18 protein-coding genes are annotated in these 20,947 nt (G+C 68.3%); 7 read left to right on the plus strand and 11 right to left on the minus strand.

What is annotated here, in order from left to right; all coding sequences use genetic code 11:
• Positions 1-153: 153 nt before the first annotated feature.
• Genes ACMZ91_RS09475 through ACMZ91_RS09490 form a run of 4 tightly spaced genes read right to left on the minus strand, consistent with a single transcriptional unit; the run spans position 154 to position 2,890 of the window.
• Positions 154-843, minus strand: coding sequence for a suppressor of fused domain protein (locus ACMZ91_RS09475; RefSeq protein ID WP_414578250.1), 690 nt, complete (start codon positions 841-843; stop codon positions 154-156).
• A 5-nt stretch (positions 844-848) separates the two neighbouring features.
• The gene (locus tag ACMZ91_RS09480; RefSeq protein WP_414578237.1) at positions 849-1,277 is read right to left on the minus strand and encodes a hypothetical protein; all 429 of its coding nucleotides are present in this window, start codon (positions 1,275-1,277) and stop codon (positions 849-851) included.
• Entirely contained in the window at positions 1,274-1,903 is a 630-nt protein-coding gene (gene leuE / locus ACMZ91_RS09485; RefSeq protein WP_134951596.1) for a leucine efflux protein LeuE, read from the minus strand. Before leuE ends, ACMZ91_RS09480 begins: the two co-directional genes overlap by 4 nt.
• Before the next feature lie 15 nt (positions 1,904-1,918).
• Positions 1,919-2,890 carry a LysR family transcriptional regulator gene (locus ACMZ91_RS09490; RefSeq protein ID WP_032128494.1) on the minus strand — a complete coding sequence of 324 codons (972 nt, stop codon included), beginning with the start codon at positions 2,888-2,890 and terminating at the stop codon, positions 1,919-1,921.
• A gap of 91 nt (positions 2,891-2,981) precedes the next feature.
• Between ACMZ91_RS09490 and ACMZ91_RS09495 the strand changes: the two genes are divergently transcribed.
• Positions 2,982-3,989: a zinc-binding alcohol dehydrogenase family protein gene (locus ACMZ91_RS09495; RefSeq protein ID WP_414578239.1), complete on the plus strand. Its 1,008-nt coding sequence runs from the start codon at positions 2,982-2,984 to the stop codon at positions 3,987-3,989.
• 121 nt (positions 3,990-4,110) lie between these two features.
• Here the strand turns inward: ACMZ91_RS09495 and ACMZ91_RS09500 are convergent, their stop codons facing one another.
• Positions 4,111-4,716 carry a glutathione S-transferase family protein gene (locus ACMZ91_RS09500; RefSeq protein WP_414578241.1) on the minus strand — a complete coding sequence of 202 codons (606 nt, stop codon included), beginning with the start codon at positions 4,714-4,716 and terminating at the stop codon, positions 4,111-4,113.
• A gap of 45 nt (positions 4,717-4,761) precedes the next feature.
• Between ACMZ91_RS09500 and ACMZ91_RS09505 the strand changes: the two genes are divergently transcribed.
• The 3 genes from ACMZ91_RS09505 (at position 4,762) to ACMZ91_RS09515 (ending at position 7,450) form a co-directional block, all read left to right on the plus strand.
• On the plus strand, positions 4,762-6,297 hold the full coding sequence (locus tag ACMZ91_RS09505; protein WP_049400349.1) for a DNA recombination protein RmuC: 1,536 nt from the start codon (positions 4,762-4,764) through the stop codon (positions 6,295-6,297).
• 71 nt (positions 6,298-6,368) lie between these two features.
• On the plus strand, positions 6,369-6,767 hold the full coding sequence (locus tag ACMZ91_RS09510; protein WP_071228677.1) for a hypothetical protein: 399 nt from the start codon (positions 6,369-6,371) through the stop codon (positions 6,765-6,767).
• A 137-nt stretch (positions 6,768-6,904) separates the two neighbouring features.
• A complete protein-coding gene (locus ACMZ91_RS09515; RefSeq protein WP_010487473.1) occupies positions 6,905-7,450 on the plus strand; it encodes a glutathione peroxidase in 546 nt (181 codons plus the stop codon).
• A gap of 84 nt (positions 7,451-7,534) precedes the next feature.
• On the opposite strand, the gene ACMZ91_RS09520 is transcribed toward ACMZ91_RS09515, so the two are convergent.
• Genes ACMZ91_RS09520 through ACMZ91_RS09545 form a run of 6 tightly spaced genes read right to left on the minus strand, consistent with a single transcriptional unit; the run spans position 7,535 to position 11,631 of the window.
• Positions 7,535-8,548 (minus strand): MlaA family lipoprotein, encoded by a 1,014-nt coding sequence (locus tag ACMZ91_RS09520; protein WP_049420935.1) that lies wholly within the window; start codon positions 8,546-8,548, stop codon positions 7,535-7,537.
• A 1-nt stretch (position 8,549) separates the two neighbouring features.
• On the minus strand, positions 8,550-8,861 hold the full coding sequence (locus ACMZ91_RS09525) for an STAS domain-containing protein (protein WP_032128488.1): 312 nt from the start codon (positions 8,859-8,861) through the stop codon (positions 8,550-8,552).
• Positions 8,851-9,513: an MlaC/ttg2D family ABC transporter substrate-binding protein gene (locus ACMZ91_RS09530; RefSeq protein WP_010487479.1), complete on the minus strand. Its 663-nt coding sequence runs from the start codon at positions 9,511-9,513 to the stop codon at positions 8,851-8,853. Before ACMZ91_RS09530 ends, ACMZ91_RS09525 begins: the two co-directional genes overlap by 11 nt.
• A complete protein-coding gene (gene mlaD, locus ACMZ91_RS09535) occupies positions 9,510-10,034 on the minus strand; it encodes an outer membrane lipid asymmetry maintenance protein MlaD (protein WP_010487482.1) in 525 nt (174 codons plus the stop codon). Before mlaD ends, ACMZ91_RS09530 begins: the two co-directional genes overlap by 4 nt.
• 59 nt (positions 10,035-10,093) lie before the next feature.
• Positions 10,094-10,843: an MlaE family lipid ABC transporter permease subunit gene (locus ACMZ91_RS09540; protein WP_005414955.1), complete on the minus strand. Its 750-nt coding sequence runs from the start codon at positions 10,841-10,843 to the stop codon at positions 10,094-10,096.
• Positions 10,843-11,631 carry an ABC transporter ATP-binding protein gene (locus ACMZ91_RS09545; RefSeq protein WP_049462908.1) on the minus strand — a complete coding sequence of 263 codons (789 nt, stop codon included), beginning with the start codon at positions 11,629-11,631 and terminating at the stop codon, positions 10,843-10,845. Before ACMZ91_RS09545 ends, ACMZ91_RS09540 begins: the two co-directional genes overlap by 1 nt.
• A gap of 189 nt (positions 11,632-11,820) precedes the next feature.
• Here ACMZ91_RS09545 and recC point away from each other — a divergent pair, with 189 nt between their 5' ends.
• The 3 genes from recC to recD are packed head-to-tail and all read left to right on the plus strand — an operon-like array spanning position 11,821 to position 20,722.
• A complete protein-coding gene (gene recC / locus ACMZ91_RS09550) occupies positions 11,821-15,168 on the plus strand; it encodes an exodeoxyribonuclease V subunit gamma (RefSeq protein ID WP_414578244.1) in 3,348 nt (1,115 codons plus the stop codon).
• Positions 15,165-18,845 carry an exodeoxyribonuclease V subunit beta gene (recB, locus tag ACMZ91_RS09555; protein WP_414578246.1) on the plus strand — a complete coding sequence of 1,227 codons (3,681 nt, stop codon included), beginning with the start codon at positions 15,165-15,167 and terminating at the stop codon, positions 18,843-18,845. Before recC ends, recB begins: the two co-directional genes overlap by 4 nt.
• On the plus strand, positions 18,842-20,722 hold the full coding sequence (gene recD / locus ACMZ91_RS09560; protein WP_414578248.1) for an exodeoxyribonuclease V subunit alpha: 1,881 nt from the start codon (positions 18,842-18,844) through the stop codon (positions 20,720-20,722). Before recB ends, recD begins: the two co-directional genes overlap by 4 nt.
• Positions 20,723-20,947 lie beyond the last annotated feature (225 nt).

Below are 20,947 nucleotides of genomic sequence, written 5' to 3' on the forward strand. Positions count from 1 at the left end.
GAACGACAAGTTCCCGAGTGTGACCGAACGCAGCGCAGCATTACCACTGACGGGGGTCATGCGAGTGTCAGATGCGTCACCGGCGCGGCTGTACTCCGAGCATTCTGCCGGAATCGGCACAAATGCCGACAGGATTCGAAATGATTCGATCCCTCAAGGCGAGCCGGGAGGCGCTTGAAGCGTGAGAGCAGGGGCCAGATCGATGCTGACCCGCTGCGGATCGACCACCGGCGCCGCACCTTGGGTTCTCAACTGGGCCACCAGCACTTCGAAGCCCTGGGCGCGGCCGAACGCATGCTCGTCCAGGGTCAATGGCAGCAGCTGCAGGAAGTCGAATCGTCCCGATGGCAGTTGCTGGGGTCCAGGAAAATGCAGTGACGGAACGAAGACGGCCGCCTGCAGCATGCTCCCTGCGTGATCCACCGGCCCCCCCAGCTTCAGCCGGTCCCATGGCGCCAACGGATTGCCGGGCATGCGTGAGTGGCACAGCAGCAGGTGGTACGCGGTGAACCAGCGCAAGGTGGTCAGTGCCCAGGTCGCTTCTTCCTGCGTCTCAAGCATCAGTTCGATGCCCAACCCCGAATCGCCATCTTCGTGCCGCCCTTCCCAGGGGTTGGACAGGCCGGAGCTGACATAGATCCAGTGCCTTCGATCACCGTGCGGAGGGCAGGCATTGACGCCGACATGCAGCCAGCGCGGGTCGATCTGGTCCTGCTTGAAGACGTTGCGCAGCAGATCCATGTCGATCGGATAGATCCCCGGCCCGGTATCGCCGAACAACCGCCGGTACAGCGTCTCCTCCCGATATTCCCAGCTGCGCTCCAGCAGGGTGTCGTCGCCCATGGTGCTCACTCGGCCACCTTGCCGGGCCAGCGGCAGCCGTCTTCCTGCCAGGCCTCGACGTCATCGTGGAAGGTGGTGCGACGTCCGTCGCGGGCACGCTCGTAGCTCAGGTCCAGCACCAGCGCGCCCTGCGTGCTCAGCAGGTAGCGGCCGTTGAGGCGCCCGTTGATGCGCTCTTCCCAGACGCTGTCGAACTGGTAGGGGCGGTCTTCGGCCAGCACCGTGGTCTCCATTGAAACCCGGCGCAGCAGCAGGCGTTCGCGCTGCCCGGCATAGCGAACGTCGGCCTGGCCGTCATCCAGCCAACGCCATTCCAGATGGATGCCGTCATTGCGGCCGCCGCTCAGGCAGCGATGATCCTGCGCGGTGGCCGCCGGGGCGCTCGTGTTGGCCAGAAGCAGCAGGGCGCCCATCGCCGTCGGCCAGGGTTTCATCCGTTCAGCCCCAACCGGATGCCGAACCCCACCAGGAACAGGCCTGCCACACGGCGCAGCGCATCGCTGATTCGCGGGTGCTGGATCAGGCGGCGGCGGGCCAGGTTGCCCACGCCGATCAACATCGAGCAGTAGGCGATGCTGACCACCAGGATGATGCCGGCCAACGCCGCGAAGGTGGCGATGCCCTGGTGCGCCTTCGGATCGATGAACAACGGCAGGAAGGCCATGTAGAACAGGATCGCCTTCGGGTTGAGCAGACTGACCAGGATCGCCTGCTGGAAGTAGCGCCCCGGCTGCATGCGGATCGGGCCGGCGTCGCCGCCCTCGCGCTTCGGCGTGCGCAGCAGGCTGATGCCGACCCACACCAGGTAGGCCGCACCCAGGTACTGCACCGCGTGGAACACCAGCGGGTTGGCCTTGAGCAGCGCCGCCACGCCCGCCAACGCCAGCCACATCAGGATCTGGTCGCCGACCAGCAGGCCGGCCAGCGCGGTATAGCCACCACGCACGCCGCCACGGCCGGTGGCGGTCAGCAGCGTGAAGGTGCCGGGGCCGGGCAGGGCGAGAAACACCAGCACGGCGACCAGAAACGTCCACAGGTCCTGGATGCCCATCCACGGCATGGCGGCGTTCTCTTGTTACGGGGGGCCGCCATTGTCGGCCAGTGCCGCCGTTGGCGACAGGGGGCGGGTGAGGCCAGTGGGCATGCCAGACAGCAGCGGTTGCAGGTGCTGGCGCAGCTGCGCATGCAGTTGCCGTACCGCTGGCGAGAACTGCTTGCGGTGCGGGCATACCAGCTGCAGCGGGATGCTGCTGCCAACACCATCGAGCAGCAGCTGCAGGCGCCCGGCCAGCACGTCCTCGCGCAGGTCCAGCCAGGACTTGTAAGTGATGCCTTCGCCGGCCACGGCCCAGCGTCGCACTACATCGGCGTCGTCGCAGACCAGCGGACCGCGCACCGGAATCACGCTGCGACGCCCGTCGACCTCGAATGACCAGCGATCGTAGGCGCGGCCGTTGAGTTGATAGACCAGGCAGTCGTGCTCGCGCAGATCCTCCAGGCGGGTGGGCGTGCCACGCCGCTGCAGGTAGCCGGGCGAGGCGGCCAGCACGCGTCGATTGCCTTCCAGCAGCGGCAGGGCGACGTAGCTGGCGTCGTCGAAGTGGCCGATGCGGATGGCCACGTCGACCGGGTCGCGGAATACATCGGCCACCTCGTCGGACAGGCGCAGGTGCAGGCGCAGCCGCGGGTGCGCAGCTCGGAAGGCGCTCAGCCAGGGCAGCAGCAGGTTGCGGCCGAGGTCCGAAGGCGCCGACAGCTGCAGGGTGCCGTGCAGCTCGGTGTCCTCGCCCTGCACGCGCGCCTGTCCCTCGCGCAGGGTGGCCAGTACCTCCTGCGCATACGGCAGGTACAGCGCACCCTCGCCGGTGAGGCGCAGGCTGCGGGTGGTGCGCACGAACAGGCGCAGGTCCAGCTCGCGTTCCAGCCGCGCCACCGCCGCGGCGACCTGCCCGGGCAGCAGGTCGGCCTCGCGCGCCGCCTGCGAGAAGCTGCCCAGTGCGGCAGTGCGGACGAACAGCTGCAGATCGTCGAAGCGGATCATCTTCATTGCCAGAGTGAAAGTGCTGCCCGATTCTGCGCCTTTCTGTGGGAGCGCGTGCGGCGCAACCTGTCGCCTCCTTCCCCACTGGACCGCTGCCATGCGCGCCATTGCCTACACCCAAGCCGACCTGCCGATCGATGATGCCCAGGCCCTGATCGACATCGAACTGGAGCTGCCGCAGCCCGGCCCGCGTGACCTGCGCGTGGCGGTACGCGCGGTGGCGGTGAACCCGGTCGACACCAAGGTCCGTCGCGGCGTGACCACCGATGGCCCGCGCGTGCTGGGCTGGGATGCGGTCGGCATCGTCGACGCGGTGGGCAGCGAGGTGACCCTGTTCCAGCCCGGCGATGCGGTCTACTACGCCGGCGTCATCGATCGCCCGGGCAGCAACGCCGAGTACCAGCTGGTGGACGAACGCAGCGTCGGCCGCAAGCCGGCCAGCCTCGACGATGCCGCCGCCGCGGCGCTGCCACTGACCGCGATCACCGCCTGGGAACTGCTGTTCGACCGCCTGCGCATCCCCGAGGGCGGTGGCGAAGGCCAGACCCTGCTGGTGATCGGCGCTGCCGGCGGTGTCGGTTCGATCCTGGTGCAGCTGGCGCGGAAGCTGACGAAACTGACGGTGATCGGCACCGCCTCGCGTCCGGATACCCAGGACTGGGCGTACGCAATGGGTGCACACCATGTGATCGACCACAGCCTGCCGCTGGCCGAGGGCCTGGCGCGGCTCGGCATCAGCGAGGTACAGCACGTGGCCAGCCTGACCCACTCCGACCAGCACTACGCGCAGATCGTGGAACTGCTGGCGCCGCAGGGCCAGCTTGGGCTGATCGATGATCCCGGCCAGGTCGACGTGATGGCGCTCAAGCGCAAGGCGTTGTCACTGCACTGGGAGTCGATGTTCACCCGGCCGCTGTACAAGACCGCCGACATGCAGCGCCAGCATGACCTGTTGAACCGGGTGGCCGAGCTGATCGACACAGGCGTGCTGCAGACCACCCTGGGCGAGCATTTCGGGCGCATCGACGCGGCCAACCTACGGCGTGCCCACGCGCTGCTGGAGAGCCACCGCGCCAAGGGCAAGATCGTGCTGGAAGGCTGGTAAGGCCCGGTTTTTCCTGTGGAGCCGAGCCTGCGCCCGGCTCTACAGCGCTTCATCCACGCATGGCGTGGATCAGCCGTGTCGACCAAGGTCGACACCTGCCAACAGCTGCAGAAGCCACTGCTCAGGCCACACCGTTGTCGACATACTCGGCGAAACCGGGCTGCTGTCGCAGGCGTTCGAACCAGGCATCTACGTGTGCCAGTACCGGCTTGCTGCCCGGCGTGCTGCGCCAGCGTTGGCTCGACAGCCCGAGCACGATGTCGGCCAGAGTGAAGGTGTTGCCCGCCACGTAGCCGTCGGTAGTGGCCAGCTGTGCATCAAGGACGCCCATCAGCCGGTTCCACTGCGCCAGGCTGGCCTCGGCACGGGCGTCATCCGGATAGTCCGGATGCTGGCGCACGCGTGCCATGAACACATGGCGCCATGCGCTGTTGAGGTCGCTGGCCTGCCAGTCCATCCACTGCTCCACCCGGGCCCGGTCCTTTGCTGCATGTGGCAGCAGATCCTCGCGATCTGCGCGTGCGGCCAGGTAGCGGCAGATGCTGTTGGATTCCCACAGCACGAAGTCGCCATCACGCAGCACCGGCACCTGCCGGTTGGGGTTCAGCGTGGCCAGCAGGTCCGGCGAGGGGGCCGGTTCGTGGTGCAGGGGCAGATCCAGCCCCGCGCACAGCCACAGCACTTTACGCACATTGATGGAGGTGGGCTTTCCGTAGAGGACGACCATGGTCCTGACGCAGCAGTTGAGACTCGGCCAGCCTACACTTGCCCCATGCAAACCGAATATCTGCTCATTGGCGGCCTTCTATTGGCCGTGCTCATCCTGCAGCTGGTCGCCCTGCTGCGCCGCCCGCCGCATGACCGCCTGGAACAGGCGGTGCGCGAGGAGGCGCGGGCCGGGCGCAGCGAGCTGCGCGAACAGCTCGATGGCTTCGCCCGCGCGCTGACCGATCTGTCCACCCGCACCGACCAGCGCCTGGACCTGCTGCGCGAAGCGCTGGGCGAAGATGCCCGCAAGGCGCGCGCCGAAGCGGCCGAGAGCCAGCAGCGCGGCGCGGCGTTGATGGGACAGCGGCTGCAGGAGCTGCGCGGCCAGCTGGAGACCTTCGGCCAGCAGCAGGAAGCCCGCATCCATGCGTTTGGCCAGCAGCTGCAGGAGCTCACCGGGCGTACCGATACCCAGCTCGGCGCGCTGCGGCAGACCCTGGTGGACGATGCACGCAAGGGCCGCGAGGAGGGCGCGCAGTCGCAGCAGCGCCTGACTGAAAGCCTTGGCCTGCGCCTGCAGGAACTGACCCAGCGCAACGAGCAGCGCATCGCCGAGATGCGCACGACGCTGGAAGAGCAGCTGCGCGCGCTGCAGAGCGACAATGCGCAGAAGCTGGAACAGATGCGCGTGACGGTGGATGAGAAGTTGCAGTCCACCCTGGAAACACGCCTTGGCCAGTCCTTCAAACTGGTCTCGGAGCGCCTGGAGCAGGTGCAGCGCGGCCTCGGCGAGATGCAGCAGCTGGCCACCGGCGTGGGTGACCTCAAGCGCGTGCTGACCAACGTCAAGACGCGCGGCAGCTGGGGTGAAGTACAGCTGGAGAACATCCTCGAGCAGACCCTGATCCAGGAGCAGTACGCGCGCGGGGTGAAGGTACGCCCGGATAGTGGCGAAATGGTCGACATCGCCGTGCGCCTGCCGGGTCGCAGCAGCGATGACACGCCGGTGTGGCTGCCGATCGACTCCAAGTTCCCACGCGAAGACTACGAGCGCCTGCTGGACGCACAGGAGCAGGGTGATGCCGAACTCGTACGCGTGCAGGGTGCGCAGCTGGAGCGTGCGGTGAAGGTGCAGGCCAAGTCGATCTGCGAGAAGTACATCGTGCCGCCGCACACCACCGACTTCGCGGTGATGTTCCTGCCTACCGAAGGCCTGTATGCCGAGGTGATCCGGCGCCCCGGCCTGGTCGATCTGCTGCAGCGCGACCACCGCGTGGTGGTCGCCGGGCCGACCACGATCACCGCACTGCTCAACAGCCTGCAGATGGGCTTCCGCACGCTGGCCATCGAGAAGCGGTCCAGCGAGGTGTGGAGCCTGCTGGGTGCGGTGAAGACCGAGTTCGGCAAGTTCGGTGATGTACTGGACAACGTGAAGGCCAAGCTGGACCAGGCCAGCAAGCAGATCGACCAGACCGGGGTGCGCACCCGCGCGATCGCCCGCAAGCTGAGGGATGTCGAGTCGCTGCCGGTTGAGCAGAGCCGCCAGTTGCTGCCGGACGCGCTGCCAGCAGAGGAAGGCAGTGACGGCGACGAGGCCTGAGCCACGCTGACACGCCGCCTGCATCGCCGATGCGTATGCTGGCGGCCTGTCCGTCTCGATCAGGTATCGTCATGCGCCTGCGCCGCTTCACCAGCCTTGTCCTGACCGCGCTGCTTGCCGCCTGCAGCAGCGCACCACCGGCTGCCGATACGACCGCGGCACCTGCCGCAGCCACCAGCCCTGAAGCGGCCGAGGCGTATCGCGAAGCGCGCGACGTCGACTGCCAGGCCGCCGGCGGCAGCCTGCAACGGCTGGGCCGGCTGCAACGCGAGCAGTGCGTGATTCCCTATGCCGATGCCGGCAAGGCCTGCAGCCGCAAAAGCGACTGCACGGGCCAGTGCCTGGCCGGTCCCGAGGTGGCCGCTGGCAGTGCCGCTACCGGTACCTGCCAGCGCGATGTGCGCCAGAACTTCGGCTGCCGCCAGCGCATTGATGACGGCAAGGCGCAGGGCACGATCTGCGTGGACTGATCGAAGTGCCGGCCGCTGGCCGGCAACCGCATGAACCTTTGCGAACGGTCGCACGACTGCCGGCCAGCGGCCGGCACTACCGCCATCGCGCGGCGCTATGCTGGTGGGCCATTCCCCGCTGTTGCCGGAGCCCCCGCGTGAGCACCCCGATCCAGGACATTTCCCTCACCACCATCGACGGCCAGCCGTCCTCGCTTGCCGACTACCAGGGCAAGGTACTGCTGCTGGTCAACGTCGCCTCCAAGTGCGGCCTGACCCCGCAGTACGAAGGCCTGCAGGCGCTGTATGCGGAAAAGCACGCGCAGGGTCTGGAAGTACTGGGCTTCCCCGCCAACAACTTCCTCGGCCAGGAGCCGGGCAGCGAGGCGGAGATCCAGCAGTTCTGCCAGCTCACCTACGACGTCAGCTTCCCGATGTTCTCCAAGATCAGCGTGGCCGGTGACGATACCCATCCGCTGTACCAGCAGCTGACCGCCGCCCAGCCGCAGTCGATCGGCGAAGGCCCGCTGCGTGAGCGCCTGGCCAGCAAGGAGATCCCGATCCACGCAGCACCGGCGGTGCTGTGGAACTTCGAGAAGTTCCTGGTTGGCCGCGACGGCAAGGTCATCGCGCGTTTCGCCCCGGACGTGGCTGCCGATGACGCGCGCCTGCGCGAGGCCATCGAGGCAGCGCTGGCAGCCTGAGGAAAGCGTGCCAACCAAGGTTGGCACCTGCCGGAAAAGAAAAACCCCGCCGAGGCGGGGTTTTTCATGCGCTGCAGACCGGACTCAGTGCGTCCACTGCGGCATCGGCATCGCATCGACCGGGATCGGCGAATTGGCATCGTCATGGCCACGGTCGCGCTTGCTGCGCAGATCGTTCTCGATCTGGTAGTTGCGGCGCTGCATCCACGCATCGCGTACCAGCGAGTACTCGTCCACGGCGGTGTCACGCAGGTCGTCGATTGCCAGCAGCTGCGCGCGGGTATCGACCAGCTGCATGCCCTGCAGGCCGATGCGGATCTTGTCCTCTTCGATGCGGCGGATCGGCGACAGCGGAATGTCACCGGCCAGGCCGAACACATCGCGCACGGTGCGAGGGCCGAAGAACGGCAGTTCCACGTAACGCGAACGACGCCAGCCCCAGGCACCCAGGGTCTGCCCGAAGTCCTCATTGCGACGCGGCACCATCGCCTTGCTGGCCGGATCGAACAGGCCGCCGATACCCAGCGTGCTGTTCATCAGGAAGCGGCCGAGGCTGTCCCACGCATCGGCACCGCGGCCCTGCAGCAGCTGGTTGGTGATGGTCACCGGTGCGCGCAGGTTGCTGAAGAAGTTGCTGACGCCGGTGCGGGCGAAGCGCGGCACCACGTGGGTGTAGGCCGTGGCCAGCGGGCGGGCGATGCCACGGTCAACCGCGTTGTTGAACGTGTGCACCTTGCGGTTGAACGGTTCCCACGGATCGTAGGCTGCCGCGCTGCCAGTGTTGCCGGCACCGCCGTAGAGGGCATCGAAGTCGTCGTCACCACCGGGGGCGGTCGCCGCCGCGGCCCTGGCCGCATCGGTGTCGGCGCTGCGGGCCGGTGCGGATGGCGGCGTGGCCGGCGCAGGTGCGGCAACCACGGCTGTTGCCGGTGCGGCATCGACCGTAGCGGTATCGGCGGTGGCGGCAGAGGCCTCGGCGATGGTGCTGGCCGGGACCACGGTGCTGGCTGCGGGCGCATCGCTGCGTGCGGGCTTGCCGGCGCAGGCGGTCAGGGCGGTGGCCAGGACGATCAGGGGGAAAGTGCGTACGACGTTCATGTCAGCTCGCAGCAGAAGTAGCGTTGAAATCCAGGTCGGGCGACAGCCGGTAGGCTGCGCTCAGCTCGTTGTAGCCGGCCGGCGCGCCGGAGACTGCCAGCGGGTGACCGCTCTTGCGCGCACGTGCGGCCAGCTCGGCCAGCAGCGCCAGGCCGGCGCTGTCCACGCGTTCGACCTCACCCAGCTCCAGCCGTGACAGCTTTGCCGGCAGGGCCTGCAGCTGCGGCCACAGTGCGATCACCGCGGCACGGTCGAGCACCCCGCGCAGGCGCAGGGTGTCGCCTTCCAGCAGCGCCAGTGCGTTACTTGCCATTGCCCGCGGGCCCGGCCTGCATGCTGCCGCTGTGCAGTTCGTTGGCCACCTGCTTGATGCCCTTCTGGCGCAGCGGGGTGTCGAACTGGTTGCGGAAGGTCTGCACGTAGGAAATGCCTTCGATGTTGACGTCGAAGATCTTCCACTGGCCGTTCACGTTGCGCATCCAGTACTCGACCGGGGTCGGTTCGTTGCCGGCGCGCACCAGTTCGGTGCTCACGCGCACGCCACGATTGCCCGGCAGCGGGCTTTCACCCTTCAGGCGGAAGCTCGGCTTGCCCTGGATGTTGAGCAGGGTGGAGCCGTAGCGCTGCATCAGGCTGTCGGCCATGGCATCAGCGAACAGCTTGATGTCGGCGTCGGAGGCGCCGCGGGCGTGCGGGCCCAGCACCAGGCGCGCGGCGTAGTCGCGGTCGAAGGTGCGGGTCAGCTCGCTGTCGATGTAGCTGCGCAGGCTGGCCGGGTTGCTGGTGAACTCGCTCTTGCGCTGCTGCAGCGTGGACAGGATGCGGCTGCTGGCATCGATCACCACCTTGCCGGCCTGGCTCTGCGTTGCGGCAGCGGCCGGCGCAGCGGCCTGGGCCTGGGCCAGGAACGGGGTGGCCGCCAGCAGCGCCGAGGCGAGCAGGGCCGGGATCAGTTTCATCTTCATGGTTGCGGTTCCGTTGCAGGCGCCTGCGCGCCATCGTTGGGCTTCTGAGCAGCGCCGCCACCGGCACCGCCACTGAACATGTACTTGCCGACCAGCTGGATCAGGTCCACCGCCGGCTGGGTGAAGACGATCTCGTCACCGGCCTTCAGCACGTCCGGATCACCGCCCGGCTGCAGACCGATATAGCTCTCGCCGAGCAAACCGCTGGTGAAGATGCCGGCCGAGGTGTCCGCCGGCAGGTCCTTGACCTTGCTGTCCATGCGCAGGGTGACGATCGATTCGAACTTCACCGGGTCCAGGTCGATCGAAGCGACCTGGCCGACAGTGACGCCGCCGATCTTCACCGGCGCCTGCTTGCGCAGCTGGCCGACCTGGGAGAAGCGTGCCTTCAGGTCGTAGCCTTCGCTGCCCCAGCTCCAGCGCTGGTTGGTCGAGGCCACGGCCAGCACCATCAGCGAGGCCAGGGCCAGCAGCAGGAAGGCGCCGACGGAAAATTCGAGTCTGGGACCGCGGATGGCCATGTGGATTACCTGATCGAGTCGTTGTGGCCGCGCGCGCCTGCGCACCGCCGGTGGAGGGGTTAGGTGAACAACATTGCCGACAGCACGAAGTTGAACATCAGCACCAGCAGTGAAGCGTTGACCACCGCACGGGTGGTCGCCACCGAAGTGCCTTCAATGGTCGGCTCGGCGTGGAAACCCACATAGGCGGCAACCAGCGCGGCAGTGCCGCCGAAGATCGCCGACTTCAGCATTGCCACGCCGAAGTCGTCCCAGAAGTCCACGCTGTTGCGCAGCGCCGACCAGAACACGCCATTGTCCAGGCCCAGCACGTGCACCGCTTCGAAGTAGCTGGCACTGATTGCAAGCGAACAGAAGATGCCGGTCAGCAGCGGCACGGTCAGCACCGCCGCCCAGAAGCGCGGCGCCACCGCCTTGGCCACCGGGTCGATCGCCATCAGCTCCAGCGCCTTGATCTGGTCGGTGGCACGCATCAGGCCCAGCTCGGCGGCGATCGAGCTGCCAGCGCGGCCAATGAACAGCAGCGCGGTCAGCACCGGTGCCAGCTCGCGGTACAGCGACAGCCCGAGCAGGGTCGACAGTGCGTCGGCCGCACCGAAGGTGGTCAGCGTGCGGTAGCCCTGCAGGGTCAGCACCAGGCCGACGAAGGCACCGCCGACGGCGATGATCGGCAGCGAGCGCGCACCGATCTTGTAGATCTCGCGGGTCAACTCGGCCAGGAAATCACGGGTCGGCAGCGAACCGCGCAGCACGGTCAGCGAGAACAGGCCGGCACGACCCAGCGAGCGGGTGGCTTGAACGAACGGCATCAGGCGACCCTCGCGCGCGGCGCGGCATCGAACGGGATGGGACCATCGGGCTGGCCGTGCAGGAACTGCCGCAGCAGCGGGTCCTGGCTGGACTGCAGTGCCTCGGGCGTGCCCTGGAACACGATGCCGCCATTGGCGATCGCGATCACCTGGTCGCAGATCGGCAGGGTCTCGTGCACGTGGTGGCTGACGATGATGCTGGTCAGGCCCAGGCTGTGGTTGAGGCGCTGGATCAGGCTCATGATCACCCCCGAGGCGATCGGGTCCAGCCCGGTCAGCGGCTCGTCGTAGATCATCAGCGGCGGGTCCAGCGCCAGTGCACGGGCCAGCGCCACGCGGCGCGCCATGCCACCTGACAGCTCGCGCGGCCAGGCATCGGCGGCGGCCAGCAGGCCCACCGAATGCAGCTTCATCTGCACCAGCCGGCGCAGCACGGCGGTCGGCAGGCGGGTGTGCGTACGCAGCGGCAGCGCCACGTTTTCCGCCACGGTCAGGTCGGTCAGCAGGCCGTTGCCCTGCAGCAGCACGCCCACGCTCTTGCGCATTTCCAGCAGCGCGCCGCTGTCATGCGGAATCGGCTTGCCGAACAGGGTGACCTCGCCGGCGACCGGGCGCAGTTCGCCGGTCAGCGCCGCCAGCAGGGTCGACTTGCCGCTGCCGGACGGACCCAGAACGGCGGTGATGCTGCCCTTGGGCACCTGCAGCGACACGTCGCGCAGGATCGTGCGTCCGCTCCGGTCGATGCGGACGTTGGATAACTGCACCAGACTGGAGGTGGAAGCCGACATGGGCACCATTAACGTTTTTTAGACATCGAAGGATCGGGCCCGTCGGCTGAACATAAGCAGACTGGACGGTGCAGTATTGTTGCACGACAAGCCTCGGCGGAGGCCGGGACAATCGGCCGGCGTCCCGGAACAATCCGTACCGCTCGCGGCCCAGCCATTGAATACTGCCTGCTGTCCTGCACACTGTGCATGATGAGTGACCCAGGCAGCGATTTCCGCCTCTACCATTCCAACTCCCTGGACGTGCTGGCCGCGCTGCTGGCGCGCAATGTGCGGGCGCCCGTTCCTGGCCAGCCGCTGCTGGCACCGGAAGTGGTGCTGATCCCGCAGGTAGCGATGCGGCGTTGGCTGCAAGCGACACTGGCCGCCGAGTTCGGTGTGGCTGCGAACCTCGAATTCCTCACCCCGGGTGAGTTCGTGGCGCGCGCGCTGAAGGCCAACGTCAGCGGCGAGCAGGACGACCTGGACGCGGCCGGCCTGCATTGGAAGCTGTACCAGGCCCTGCGCGACCCGGCGTTGCTGGCGCAGCCACCGATGCGCGCGCTGCAGTCCTATCTTGCCGGCGATGACGCATTGAAGCCGTGGGCGCTGGCTGGCGAGCTGGCCTCGGTGTTCGAGAAGTACCAGGCGTGGCGCCGCGACTGGCTGCTGCGCTGGGCGGCCGGTGCCGATCCGTCCGATCCGCAGGCGATCCTGTGGCGCACCATCACCCACGGCCACGACTACCGCGCGCGCCGCATCCAGGAATACCTGGACCGTTTCGAAGGGGCCGGCCAACCCTTGCCGAAGGGCTTGCCACCGCGCATGTCTGCGTTCGCGACGCTCAACATCTCGCCCGATGTGCTGCGGGTGATGGCCACCCAGGCACGTGTTGGCGAGCTGCATTTCTATATGCCCACCCCGGTGCAGTCGTACTGGGGCGATCTGCAGACCCTGGCCGAGCGCCTGCGCAGCGGCGCGCCCGATCCCTTCGGCGAAGCAGCCGGCGAAAACCGCCTGCTGGAAGCCTGGGGCGCGGCCGGGCGCGACTTCATGGCGGTGCTGGGCAGTTACGAGGTGGTGCACCCGGCCGGCGAAATCGCCGCCTATTCCGATCCGGAGGACGACACCCGGCCGACCCTGGACGAAGGCGGCCTGTCCGACAGCCTGCTGCATCGCCTGCAGCGCGATCTGTTCCACCGCCGCGCGCTGCCCTCGGGCGAGCTGCGCGACGGGCTGCGCAGCGACGATCCCAGCCTGCAGGTACACGCCTGCCATACCCGCCTGCGCGAACTGCAGGTGCTGCACGACCAGCTGCGCAGCCTGCTGCAGGACCCGCGCTTCGACCCGCCGCTGCAGGCGCGCGAGATCGCGGTGCTGGCGCCGGACATCGATCCCTACGTGCCATACTTGGAGGCGGTGTTCGGCGGCCGTGGTGGCGAGGAGGAGCACATCCCCTATGCGCTGGCCGACAGCAGCCCGCTGGCCGGTGAACCGCTGGCCGATGTGTTCGTGCACTTGCTGGGCCTGCCGGTCTCGCGCTTTGGCCTGAATGAAGTGCTGGACCTGCTGGCCAGCGCGCCGCTGGCCGAAGCGGCCGGGCTGGAAGCGGTGGACTTCGACCGCCTGCATGGCTGGCTGCAGCAGGCCGGTGCACGCTGGGGCCTGGATGCGAAGCACCGCCACCAGCACCAGGCGCCGGCGGACGACGCCTACACCTGGCAGTTCGCGTTGGATCGCCTGGTGCTCGGTCATGCCACCGGCAGCGAGGCCGACCTGGCGGGTGTCGCACCGTGGATCGAACTGGAAGGCGGCGCGCTGGACGCGCTGGACCGGCTGCTGCGCCTGCTGCGCGTGCTGGCGATCTACCAGCGTCGCCTCGGCGAGCTGCTGACCCCGGCGCAATGGCGACAGCGCCTGCTGTCGTTGCTGGATGCACTGCTGCCCACCGCGCCGAGTTCACCCAACAGCCAGCGTGCCCTGGAGCGCCTGCGCAAGCTGCTCAACCAGTTCGCCGAGGATGCTGCCAAGGCCGGCTTCGCGGAAGGCGTGCCGCCGGAGGTGGTACGTGCGCACTTCGCCGGCGCGCTGGGCGAGGCCGATACGCGCGCACCGCTGCTGACCGGTGGCATCAGTTTCGGCCGCATGGTGCCGATGCGACTGCTGCCATTCCGGGTGATCTGCGTGCTGGGCCTCAATGATGGCGATTTCCCGCGCCGTGACCCGGCGGCCGGTCTCAACCAGCTCACCGCCGAACTGGACACGCCGCGCCGCCGACCGGGCGACCGCTCCACCCGCGAAGACGACCGTTTCCTGTTCCTGCAGCTGTTCGCCGCCGCGCAGGAGGTGTTCTACCTCAGCTACCTCGGTGCCGATCCGCGCGATGGCAGCGTGCGCGAGCCGTCGGTGCTGGTCAGTGAACTGATCGATGCCGCCGCTGCGTATCACCTCGATCCGCCTGCGGCGGTCCGCGACTTCACCGTGCGCCATGCCTTGCAGCCGTTCTCGCCCGCCGCGTTCGGTGACGGCGACCCCCGCCGCTTCAGCTATCGCCGCCAGTGGCATCCGGCGGCCGGTCGCCTCACTGGCCAGCGCGGTGGACTGCAGCCGTGGTTCGACGCACCGCTGCCACCGCCGCTCGACGATGCGGTGGAGGACGACGTCGCACTCGATACCCTGCGCCGTTTCCTGTGCGACCCGGCCGGACAGTTCCTCGCACAGTCGCTGGGCCTGCGCCTGGCCGACGATGTCGAGGAGGTCGATGACCTGGAACCGCTGGTGCTGTCATCGCGCGGCCCGGAAAAGCGCAGCGTGCAGGCGGCGGTGGTGCGTGCCACGCTCAGCGGCGATACCGAGCCGTTGTACCCGCGGCTGCGCGCGCGTGGCCTGCTGCCGTCGGGCCCATTGGGCGAGCGCCAGTTCGAGGTGGAGCAGTTGAAGACCCGTCCGTATGCCAGTGCGTTGCTGGGCTGGATGCAGGGCGAACCGCTGGAAAGCCGTCGCTACGAAGTGGACATCGACGGCGTGCGCCTGCACGGCCGCGTGGCTGATCGGCATCCCGAAGGGCTGGTGCGCCTGCGGGCCGGCACGCTCAATGGCAATGCAGTGATCCGCCAGGGCCTGGACTGGCTGCTGGCCAACGCCGCCGGCGATGCGTTGCCGCTGGTGCAGTTCCACGATGGCGGTGACGCCGGTCCCGGCCCGCATGTGCTGCCAGCACTGAGCGCCCCCGCTGCACGCGCCGCGCTGCGTGCGCTGCTGCAATTGCGCCAGCGCGGCCTGCGTGAGCCGCTGCGCTTTGCCCCGTATACCGGCTGGGTGCTGTACAACGCACCGGCAGAAAAACAGCGCAGCGAAGGCTGGAAGCAGTGGCATGGCAGTGACCGCAGTTGGGGTGAATCCAGCAGCGACGCCTGGCAGCTGCTGCTGCGCGGTGCCGACCCGTTCGCCACCGATGCCAGCTATGCCGAGCTGCTGCGCAACAGCCAGGTGGTCTTCAGCGCGGTGCGCGAAGGCCGCACTCTCGGTACCGAAGCACGCCAGGAGGGCAACGCATGAACACCGCCATCGCCGATCAGGAAACCCAGCGTATGGCGGGCGATCCTTACCTGGCCCTGCCGCTGGACGGCATCCGCCTGATTGAAGCCAGCGCAGGCACCGGCAAGACCTTCACCCTGGCCACGTTGTTCACCCGACTGGTGGTGGAGCAGGGCCTGCGTATCGGCCAGATCCTGGCGGTGACCTTCACCGATGCGGCCACCCAGGAACTGCGCAAGCGCATCCGTGAGCGCCTGGCGCTGGCCGCGCGCCTGGTCGATCTGGAACCGGCCGAGGGTGAAGCACCCGACGCGAGATTGACCCGCGACGTGCTGCAGCGTCATCTACAGGGCGGAACCGAGAGCGCGGTCGCACTGAAACGCCGCCTGCAGGTGGCTGCCGACGAGATCGACCTGGCATCCATCTTCACCATCCACGGCTTCTGCACCCGCGTGCTGCGCGAGCATGCGCTGGAAAGCGGCCACACCTTTGATCCGCCGGAACTGCTGGCCAGCGATCGTGAACTGCTGGAGGAGCTGGCCGCTGATCTATGGCGCGTGCATGCCAATGACCCGGCCACGCTGGAACCGCTGACCTGGCTGTGGTCCAACCCGGATGCATTGGCCGCTGATCTGCGCGCGCTGCTGGGCACGCCGCCCCTGCACCCGTTGCCACAGCCGGTGACGCTGGCCGATCCACACCCGGCCCTGCACAGCGCGGCCGAGGCACTGTCCGCAAGCGTGCGCGAACATGGCGATCAGTTCTTCATCGACCTCTGCGATGCGGTCGACAACAAGTGGCTCAACGGCGTGTCCTACAAGCTGAGCTGGCTGCACCCGCTGGGCCGACAGCTGCTGGCCTGGGCCGAGCGCGGCGACCCGCGCGAGCTGCTGGCCAGCGAGCGCCTGCCGGCGCTGCTGCCGGCGGTGCTGGCCGACAAGACCAACAAGAAGTTCCCCGACCGCACGCCGTCGTCGCCATTGCAGGGGCCATTGGCACGCTATGTCGCGCTGCTGGCCGAACGCGATGCCTGGTTGCGTGGTACCGCGTTGAACTTCCTGCACGCGCTTCGCGCCGAAGCCACGCAGCGCCTGCAGGCGCTGAAGCGCACGCGCCGGGTGCAGACCTACGACGATCTGATCGATGGCGTGGCGTTGGCACTGGAAGGCCCGCAACGGCTGACACTGGTGAAACAACTGCGCGCGCAGTACCGCATCGCGCTGGTTGATGAGTTCCAGGACACCGACGACCGCCAGTGGGGCATCTTCCACACCGTGTTCGGTGATTCGCCGGAGGTGCGCGAGCTCGGGCTGGCGCCGGCGTTGTTCCTGATCGGCGACCCCAAGCAGGCGATCTACGGCTTCCGCGGCGGTGATATCCACACCTACCTGAAGGCCAAGCAGGTGGCACAGCAGGCGCCGGTGCTGGACCAGAACTTCCGCTCGCGACCGGCTGTGCTGCGTGCGTTGCAGGCGCTGTACGACAACGGTGGCGAAGACGCCTTCCTCGAACGCGACATCCAGTTCGAGCCGGTGCGGCCCGGTGGCGTGCGCATCGACGAGGACTACCAGCGTGATGGCCATGCCGCCGCGGCACTCACCCTGCGCGTGCTGCGCAGTGGCGGTGACAAGGCGATGAGCGCCGATGCCTCGCGCGATGCGGCGACCCAGGCCTGCGTCGCCGCGATTCACCAGATCCTGGTCGATGCGCGCGCGGGCAATGCCGTGTTGCGTGGGCGCCCGGTTCAACCCGGTGATATCGCGGTGCTGGTGCGCTCGCATCGCGAGGCCACGTTGGTGCAGCGCGCGCTGGCGGCGGTCGGCATTCCCGCGGTGGCAGCCGGCAAGCAGAGCCTGTTCGCCACCGCTGAAGCGCGCGATCTTCGTGCGCTGCTGCTGGCGCTGCTGCAACCGGCTGACGAAGGCCGCCTGCGTGCAGCGTTGGCCACTGTCCTGCTCGGTCAACGCGCCAGCGCGATCGCGGCGATGGAGCGCGAGGGCGACCTGCAACGCGAGTTCCAGGCACAGCTGCTGCACTGGCGCGAGCGCTGGCAGCGCGGCGGACCGTTCGCAGTGATCGCCGACGTCTGTGCCGCACAGGGCGAACGCTTGCTGGCGCTGATCGATGGCGAGCGCCGCCTGACCAACTACCTGCAGCTGGGTGAACTCCTGCAGGAAGCCTCGGCGCAGGCGCTGGGCATGCATGGCCTGCTGGACTGGCTGCAGGGGCAGATGGCCAGCGCTGATCAGGATGACGAGCAGCAGCTGCTGCGCCTGGAATCGGATGCGCGCCGCGTACAGATCATCACCCTTCACAAGAGCAAGGGCCTGGAGTATCCGCTGGTGTTCCTGCCCTTCGTCGGCATCGACGGCGGCGCGCCGAACACGTCGTCGCACTGCACGGTGCATGTGGATGGCCAGCGCCAGCTGCACTGGAAGCTGGACAAGGACGAAGCCTGGGAAGCGGCCAGTGCCCAGCGCGAGCGCGAGCAGCGCGCCGAGGATGCACGCCTGCTGTATGTGGGACTGACCCGTGCCGAGCATGCGCTGTGGATCGCCGTGGGTGATCTGGCCGGGCTCGGCAAGACGCGGCTGGCGCCGCTGCTGGGTGACCTGCAGGCGCTGCGCGCGCGCGCCGATGTGCACATCGATGACAGTGAGGCAGCGGCCGCGCTGCCGCAGCTGGCGGCCGAAGTGGAAGGCGACCTTCCGGCGGTGCGTGCCCTGACCCGGCGCGTCCCGCACGACTGGTGGGTGTACAGCTTCACCCAGCTGGCCCACGCCGATGCCGGCGCGGGCAGTGATATCGAAGCCGCCGCCACCGAGCTGCCGGCGCCCGCTGCCGACGAACCCGCTGGCCCGGAACTGCCACTGGAACCGGCGTTGCCGGAACCCGCCGCGGCGGCCGAAGACAGCACACCGATCGACCCGCGCTTCATGGGCAGTCGCTTCGGCAATGTGCTGCACGAGGCGATGGAGAACGTCGACTTCGCCGCATGGGGTGACTGGCAGCCAGGTCTGCAAGCCCCTGAGGGACAGGCCGAGGTACTGCGCAAGGCGCTGCACGACGAAGGCTATGCCGACGTCGACCTGGATGATGGCGTGGCGGTGCTGGTGCCGCTGGTCGGCCACACGCTCACCGTGCCGCTGCCCGAAGGCGGCGCGCTGCACAGCCTGGGTGAAGGCGAGCGCCGCGCGGAAATCGACTTCCATTTCGCCATCGAGCCGACCACGGTGCCGGCGCTGCTGCAGGTGCTGCATGCGCACGGTGTTTCCAGCACGCGACGCGGCTTCGGCCAGCGCCGCCGCCTGGAAGGGTTGATGACCGGCATGATCGACCTGACCTACGTGCGCGACGGGCGCTGGTACGTGCTCGACTACAAGTCCAACCGCCTGCCTGGTTACAGCCCGGACCTGCTGGCCATTGCCATGCGCCACAGCGAGTACGACCTGCAGGCGCTGATCTACACCGTGGCCCTGCATCGCTGGCTGCGTTTCCGCCTGGGTGCGGCCTACGACTACGAGCGCGACATGGGCGGCATCCGCTACCTGTTCTGCCGTGGCCTGGATGCCGCCGGCAACGGTGTGCATGTGGACCGCTTCCCGTTGGCGCTGGTGGATGCCCTGGATGCGTTGTTCGCCGGTGGCGAACAGGCCCAGGCCGCACTGGCTGCGCGTGCCCGTGGAGCCAGTGCATGAGCCTGCTGAAGGAACTGCACCAGAAGGGCCTGCTGCGCACCCTCGACCATGCACTGGCGACCAGCCTGCAGCGGCTGCGCGACGACACGCCCGAGAGCGTGGCGCTGGCGGCTGCGCTTGCGTCGCTGGCGGTATCGCAAGGCCACGCTGCATTCGATCCGGCACAACCGCAACGGTTGCTGGAAGGCGTACCCGAGTGGCCTGCCGCACAGGACTGGCTGGCACAGCTGCGTGCATCGCCATGGGTAGCGACGCCGGAGCAGGCCGACGCCATCGCCGAGGATGCGCCGCTGGTGTTGGAGAACGGCCTGCTCTACCTGCGCCGCTATCGCGAGTACGAGCGTCAGCTGGCGGCTGGGCTGCAGCGCATCGGCCGGCATCCGCTGCCGGCGCCGGATATGGCCGCGCTGGCACCGTTGTTCGCGCAGCTGTTCCCGCAGGCATCGGGCAGCGAGGATCACCAGGCACGCGCTGCCGGCGTGACCCTGCGCCATCCGCTGGCGCTGGTCACCGGCGGTCCCGGCACCGGCAAGACCACCACCATCGCGCGCCTGTTGCTGCTGCTGGCCGCACAGGCCCGGCACGCTGGCCAGCCGCTGCCCGAGGTGGCGTTGGCCGCTCCCACCGGGCGTGCCGCCGAGCGCATGGCCGAGAGCCTTCGCGTCGCCGTGCAACGGCTGCAGGAACAAGGACTGGACCCGGCGTTGTGCACGGCGCTGCCCAGTACCGGCACCACTCTGCATCGCCTGCTCGGCGTGATTCCCGATTCACCGCGCTTCCGCCACCACGCCGACAATCCGCTGCCGGTGGATGTGGTCGTGGTCGACGAAGCCTCGATGATCGATCTGCCGATGATGGCCAAGCTGGTCGACGCAATCGCCAGCGGCACCCGGTTGATCCTGCTCGGCGATCCCGATCAGCTGCCGTCGGTCGAGGCCGGTGATGTGCTCAGCGCGATCCTGCGTGCCAGCGGTGATGGCATCGGCACCCGCGCCGATGACGCGCAGGCACTGCATGATCTGCTGCTTCCGGCCACGCTGCAGCCGCAGGCGGCACCACGCGCCTTCGCCGGGCGCCGCGTGCAGCTGCAGCGCGGCTACCGGCAGAGCGATGCGCTGGACTTGGCACCGCTGGCCCATGCCGTGCGCGAGGGCGACAGCAGCACCGCGCTGCAGCTGCTGCGCAGTGGTGAACTGGCCGGCGTGCATTTCCACGAAGGCGAAGCCGATCCGCTGCGTGGCCAGCGCGAGCACCTGCTGAGCCACTGGCGTGCACTGGCCGACGCGGCCGATCCAGTGCTTGCCCTGCAGCAGGCCGGGCGCCTGCGCGTGCTGACCGCACTGCGCGAAGGCCCGCAGGGCGCGCGCGGGCTCAACAGCCGCATCGAACAGCTGCTGGCCGGCAACACCCCCGGCTACTTCCAGGGTCGCCTGCTGCTGGTCACCGAGAACAGCTACCGGCATCGCCTGTTCAACGGCGATATCGGTATCTGCCTGCGCGATGGCAGCGGCGCGATGGTGGCCTGGTTCCCCGGAGACAGCGTCGACCAGCCACGCGCCTTCCACCCGGCCGCACTGCCCGCGCACGAAAGCGCCTTTGCGATGACCGTGCACAAGGCACAGGGCTCGGAGTTTGACGAGGTCTGGCTGCAGCTGCCACGCCAGGACAGCCGTGTGCTGTCGCGCGAACTGGTCTACACCGGCCTGACCCGCGCCCGCCGGGTGCTGCATGTGGCGGGCAGCGCCGACGTGCTGCAGGCCGCATTGAAGCGCCACGCCAGCAGGTTGGGTGGTCTGGCCTGGCGGCTGGGTGCGGAAGCGGTGGCCGAAGCACCGGCGCGTATTGAACAGCCCATGGTGCAGGGCACGTTGTTCTGAAACGGGCGCGATGCGCCCCTGTAGAGTCGAGCCATGCTCGACTGCGCCGCAATAATGTAGAGCCGAGCCATGCTCGGCTGATGGGCCATGGAGTCGAGCATGGCTTGTATGTTCCTCCCGGCTCCTACGCGGTATGTAGGAGCCAGGGTGGAGGGACCGTCAAGCATGCATCTGCGGATACTAGCCGACAGACGAGTCGAGCGATCCCCATCCCGCACACGAACG

The organism is Stenotrophomonas sp. FR024 (assembly GCF_047500745.2).
Classification (GTDB): domain Bacteria; phylum Pseudomonadota; class Gammaproteobacteria; order Xanthomonadales; family Xanthomonadaceae; genus Stenotrophomonas; species Stenotrophomonas maltophilia_A.

Coding starts and splice junctions, on each gene's coding strand:
- ACMZ91_RS09475 (WP_414578250.1), bottom strand. CDS start 843: ATGGGCGACGACACCCTGCTGGAGCGCAGCTGGGAATATCGGGAGGAG.
- ACMZ91_RS09480 (WP_414578237.1), bottom strand. CDS start 1,277: ATGAAACCCTGGCCGACGGCGATGGGCGCCCTGCTGCTTCTGGCCAAC.
- leuE (WP_134951596.1), bottom strand. CDS start 1,903: ATGCCGTGGATGGGCATCCAGGACCTGTGGACGTTTCTGGTCGCCGTG.
- ACMZ91_RS09490 (WP_032128494.1), bottom strand. CDS start 2,890: ATGAAGATGATCCGCTTCGACGATCTGCAGCTGTTCGTCCGCACTGCC.
- ACMZ91_RS09495 (WP_414578239.1), top strand. CDS start 2,982: ATGCGCGCCATTGCCTACACCCAAGCCGACCTGCCGATCGATGATGCC.
- ACMZ91_RS09500 (WP_414578241.1), bottom strand. CDS start 4,716: ATGGTCGTCCTCTACGGAAAGCCCACCTCCATCAATGTGCGTAAAGTG.
- ACMZ91_RS09505 (WP_049400349.1), top strand. CDS start 4,762: ATGCAAACCGAATATCTGCTCATTGGCGGCCTTCTATTGGCCGTGCTC.
- ACMZ91_RS09510 (WP_071228677.1), top strand. CDS start 6,369: ATGCGCCTGCGCCGCTTCACCAGCCTTGTCCTGACCGCGCTGCTTGCC.
- ACMZ91_RS09520 (WP_049420935.1), bottom strand. CDS start 8,548: ATGAACGTCGTACGCACTTTCCCCCTGATCGTCCTGGCCACCGCCCTG.
- ACMZ91_RS09525 (WP_032128488.1), bottom strand. CDS start 8,861: ATGGCAAGTAACGCACTGGCGCTGCTGGAAGGCGACACCCTGCGCCTG.
- ACMZ91_RS09530 (WP_010487479.1), bottom strand. CDS start 9,513: ATGAAGATGAAACTGATCCCGGCCCTGCTCGCCTCGGCGCTGCTGGCG.
- mlaD (WP_010487482.1), bottom strand. CDS start 10,034: ATGGCCATCCGCGGTCCCAGACTCGAATTTTCCGTCGGCGCCTTCCTG.
- ACMZ91_RS09540 (WP_005414955.1), bottom strand. CDS start 10,843: ATGCCGTTCGTTCAAGCCACCCGCTCGCTGGGTCGTGCCGGCCTGTTC.
- ACMZ91_RS09545 (WP_049462908.1), bottom strand. CDS start 11,631: ATGTCGGCTTCCACCTCCAGTCTGGTGCAGTTATCCAACGTCCGCATC.
- recC (WP_414578244.1), top strand. CDS start 11,821: ATGATGAGTGACCCAGGCAGCGATTTCCGCCTCTACCATTCCAACTCC.
- recB (WP_414578246.1), top strand. CDS start 15,165: ATGAACACCGCCATCGCCGATCAGGAAACCCAGCGTATGGCGGGCGAT.
- recD (WP_414578248.1), top strand. CDS start 18,842: ATGAGCCTGCTGAAGGAACTGCACCAGAAGGGCCTGCTGCGCACCCTC.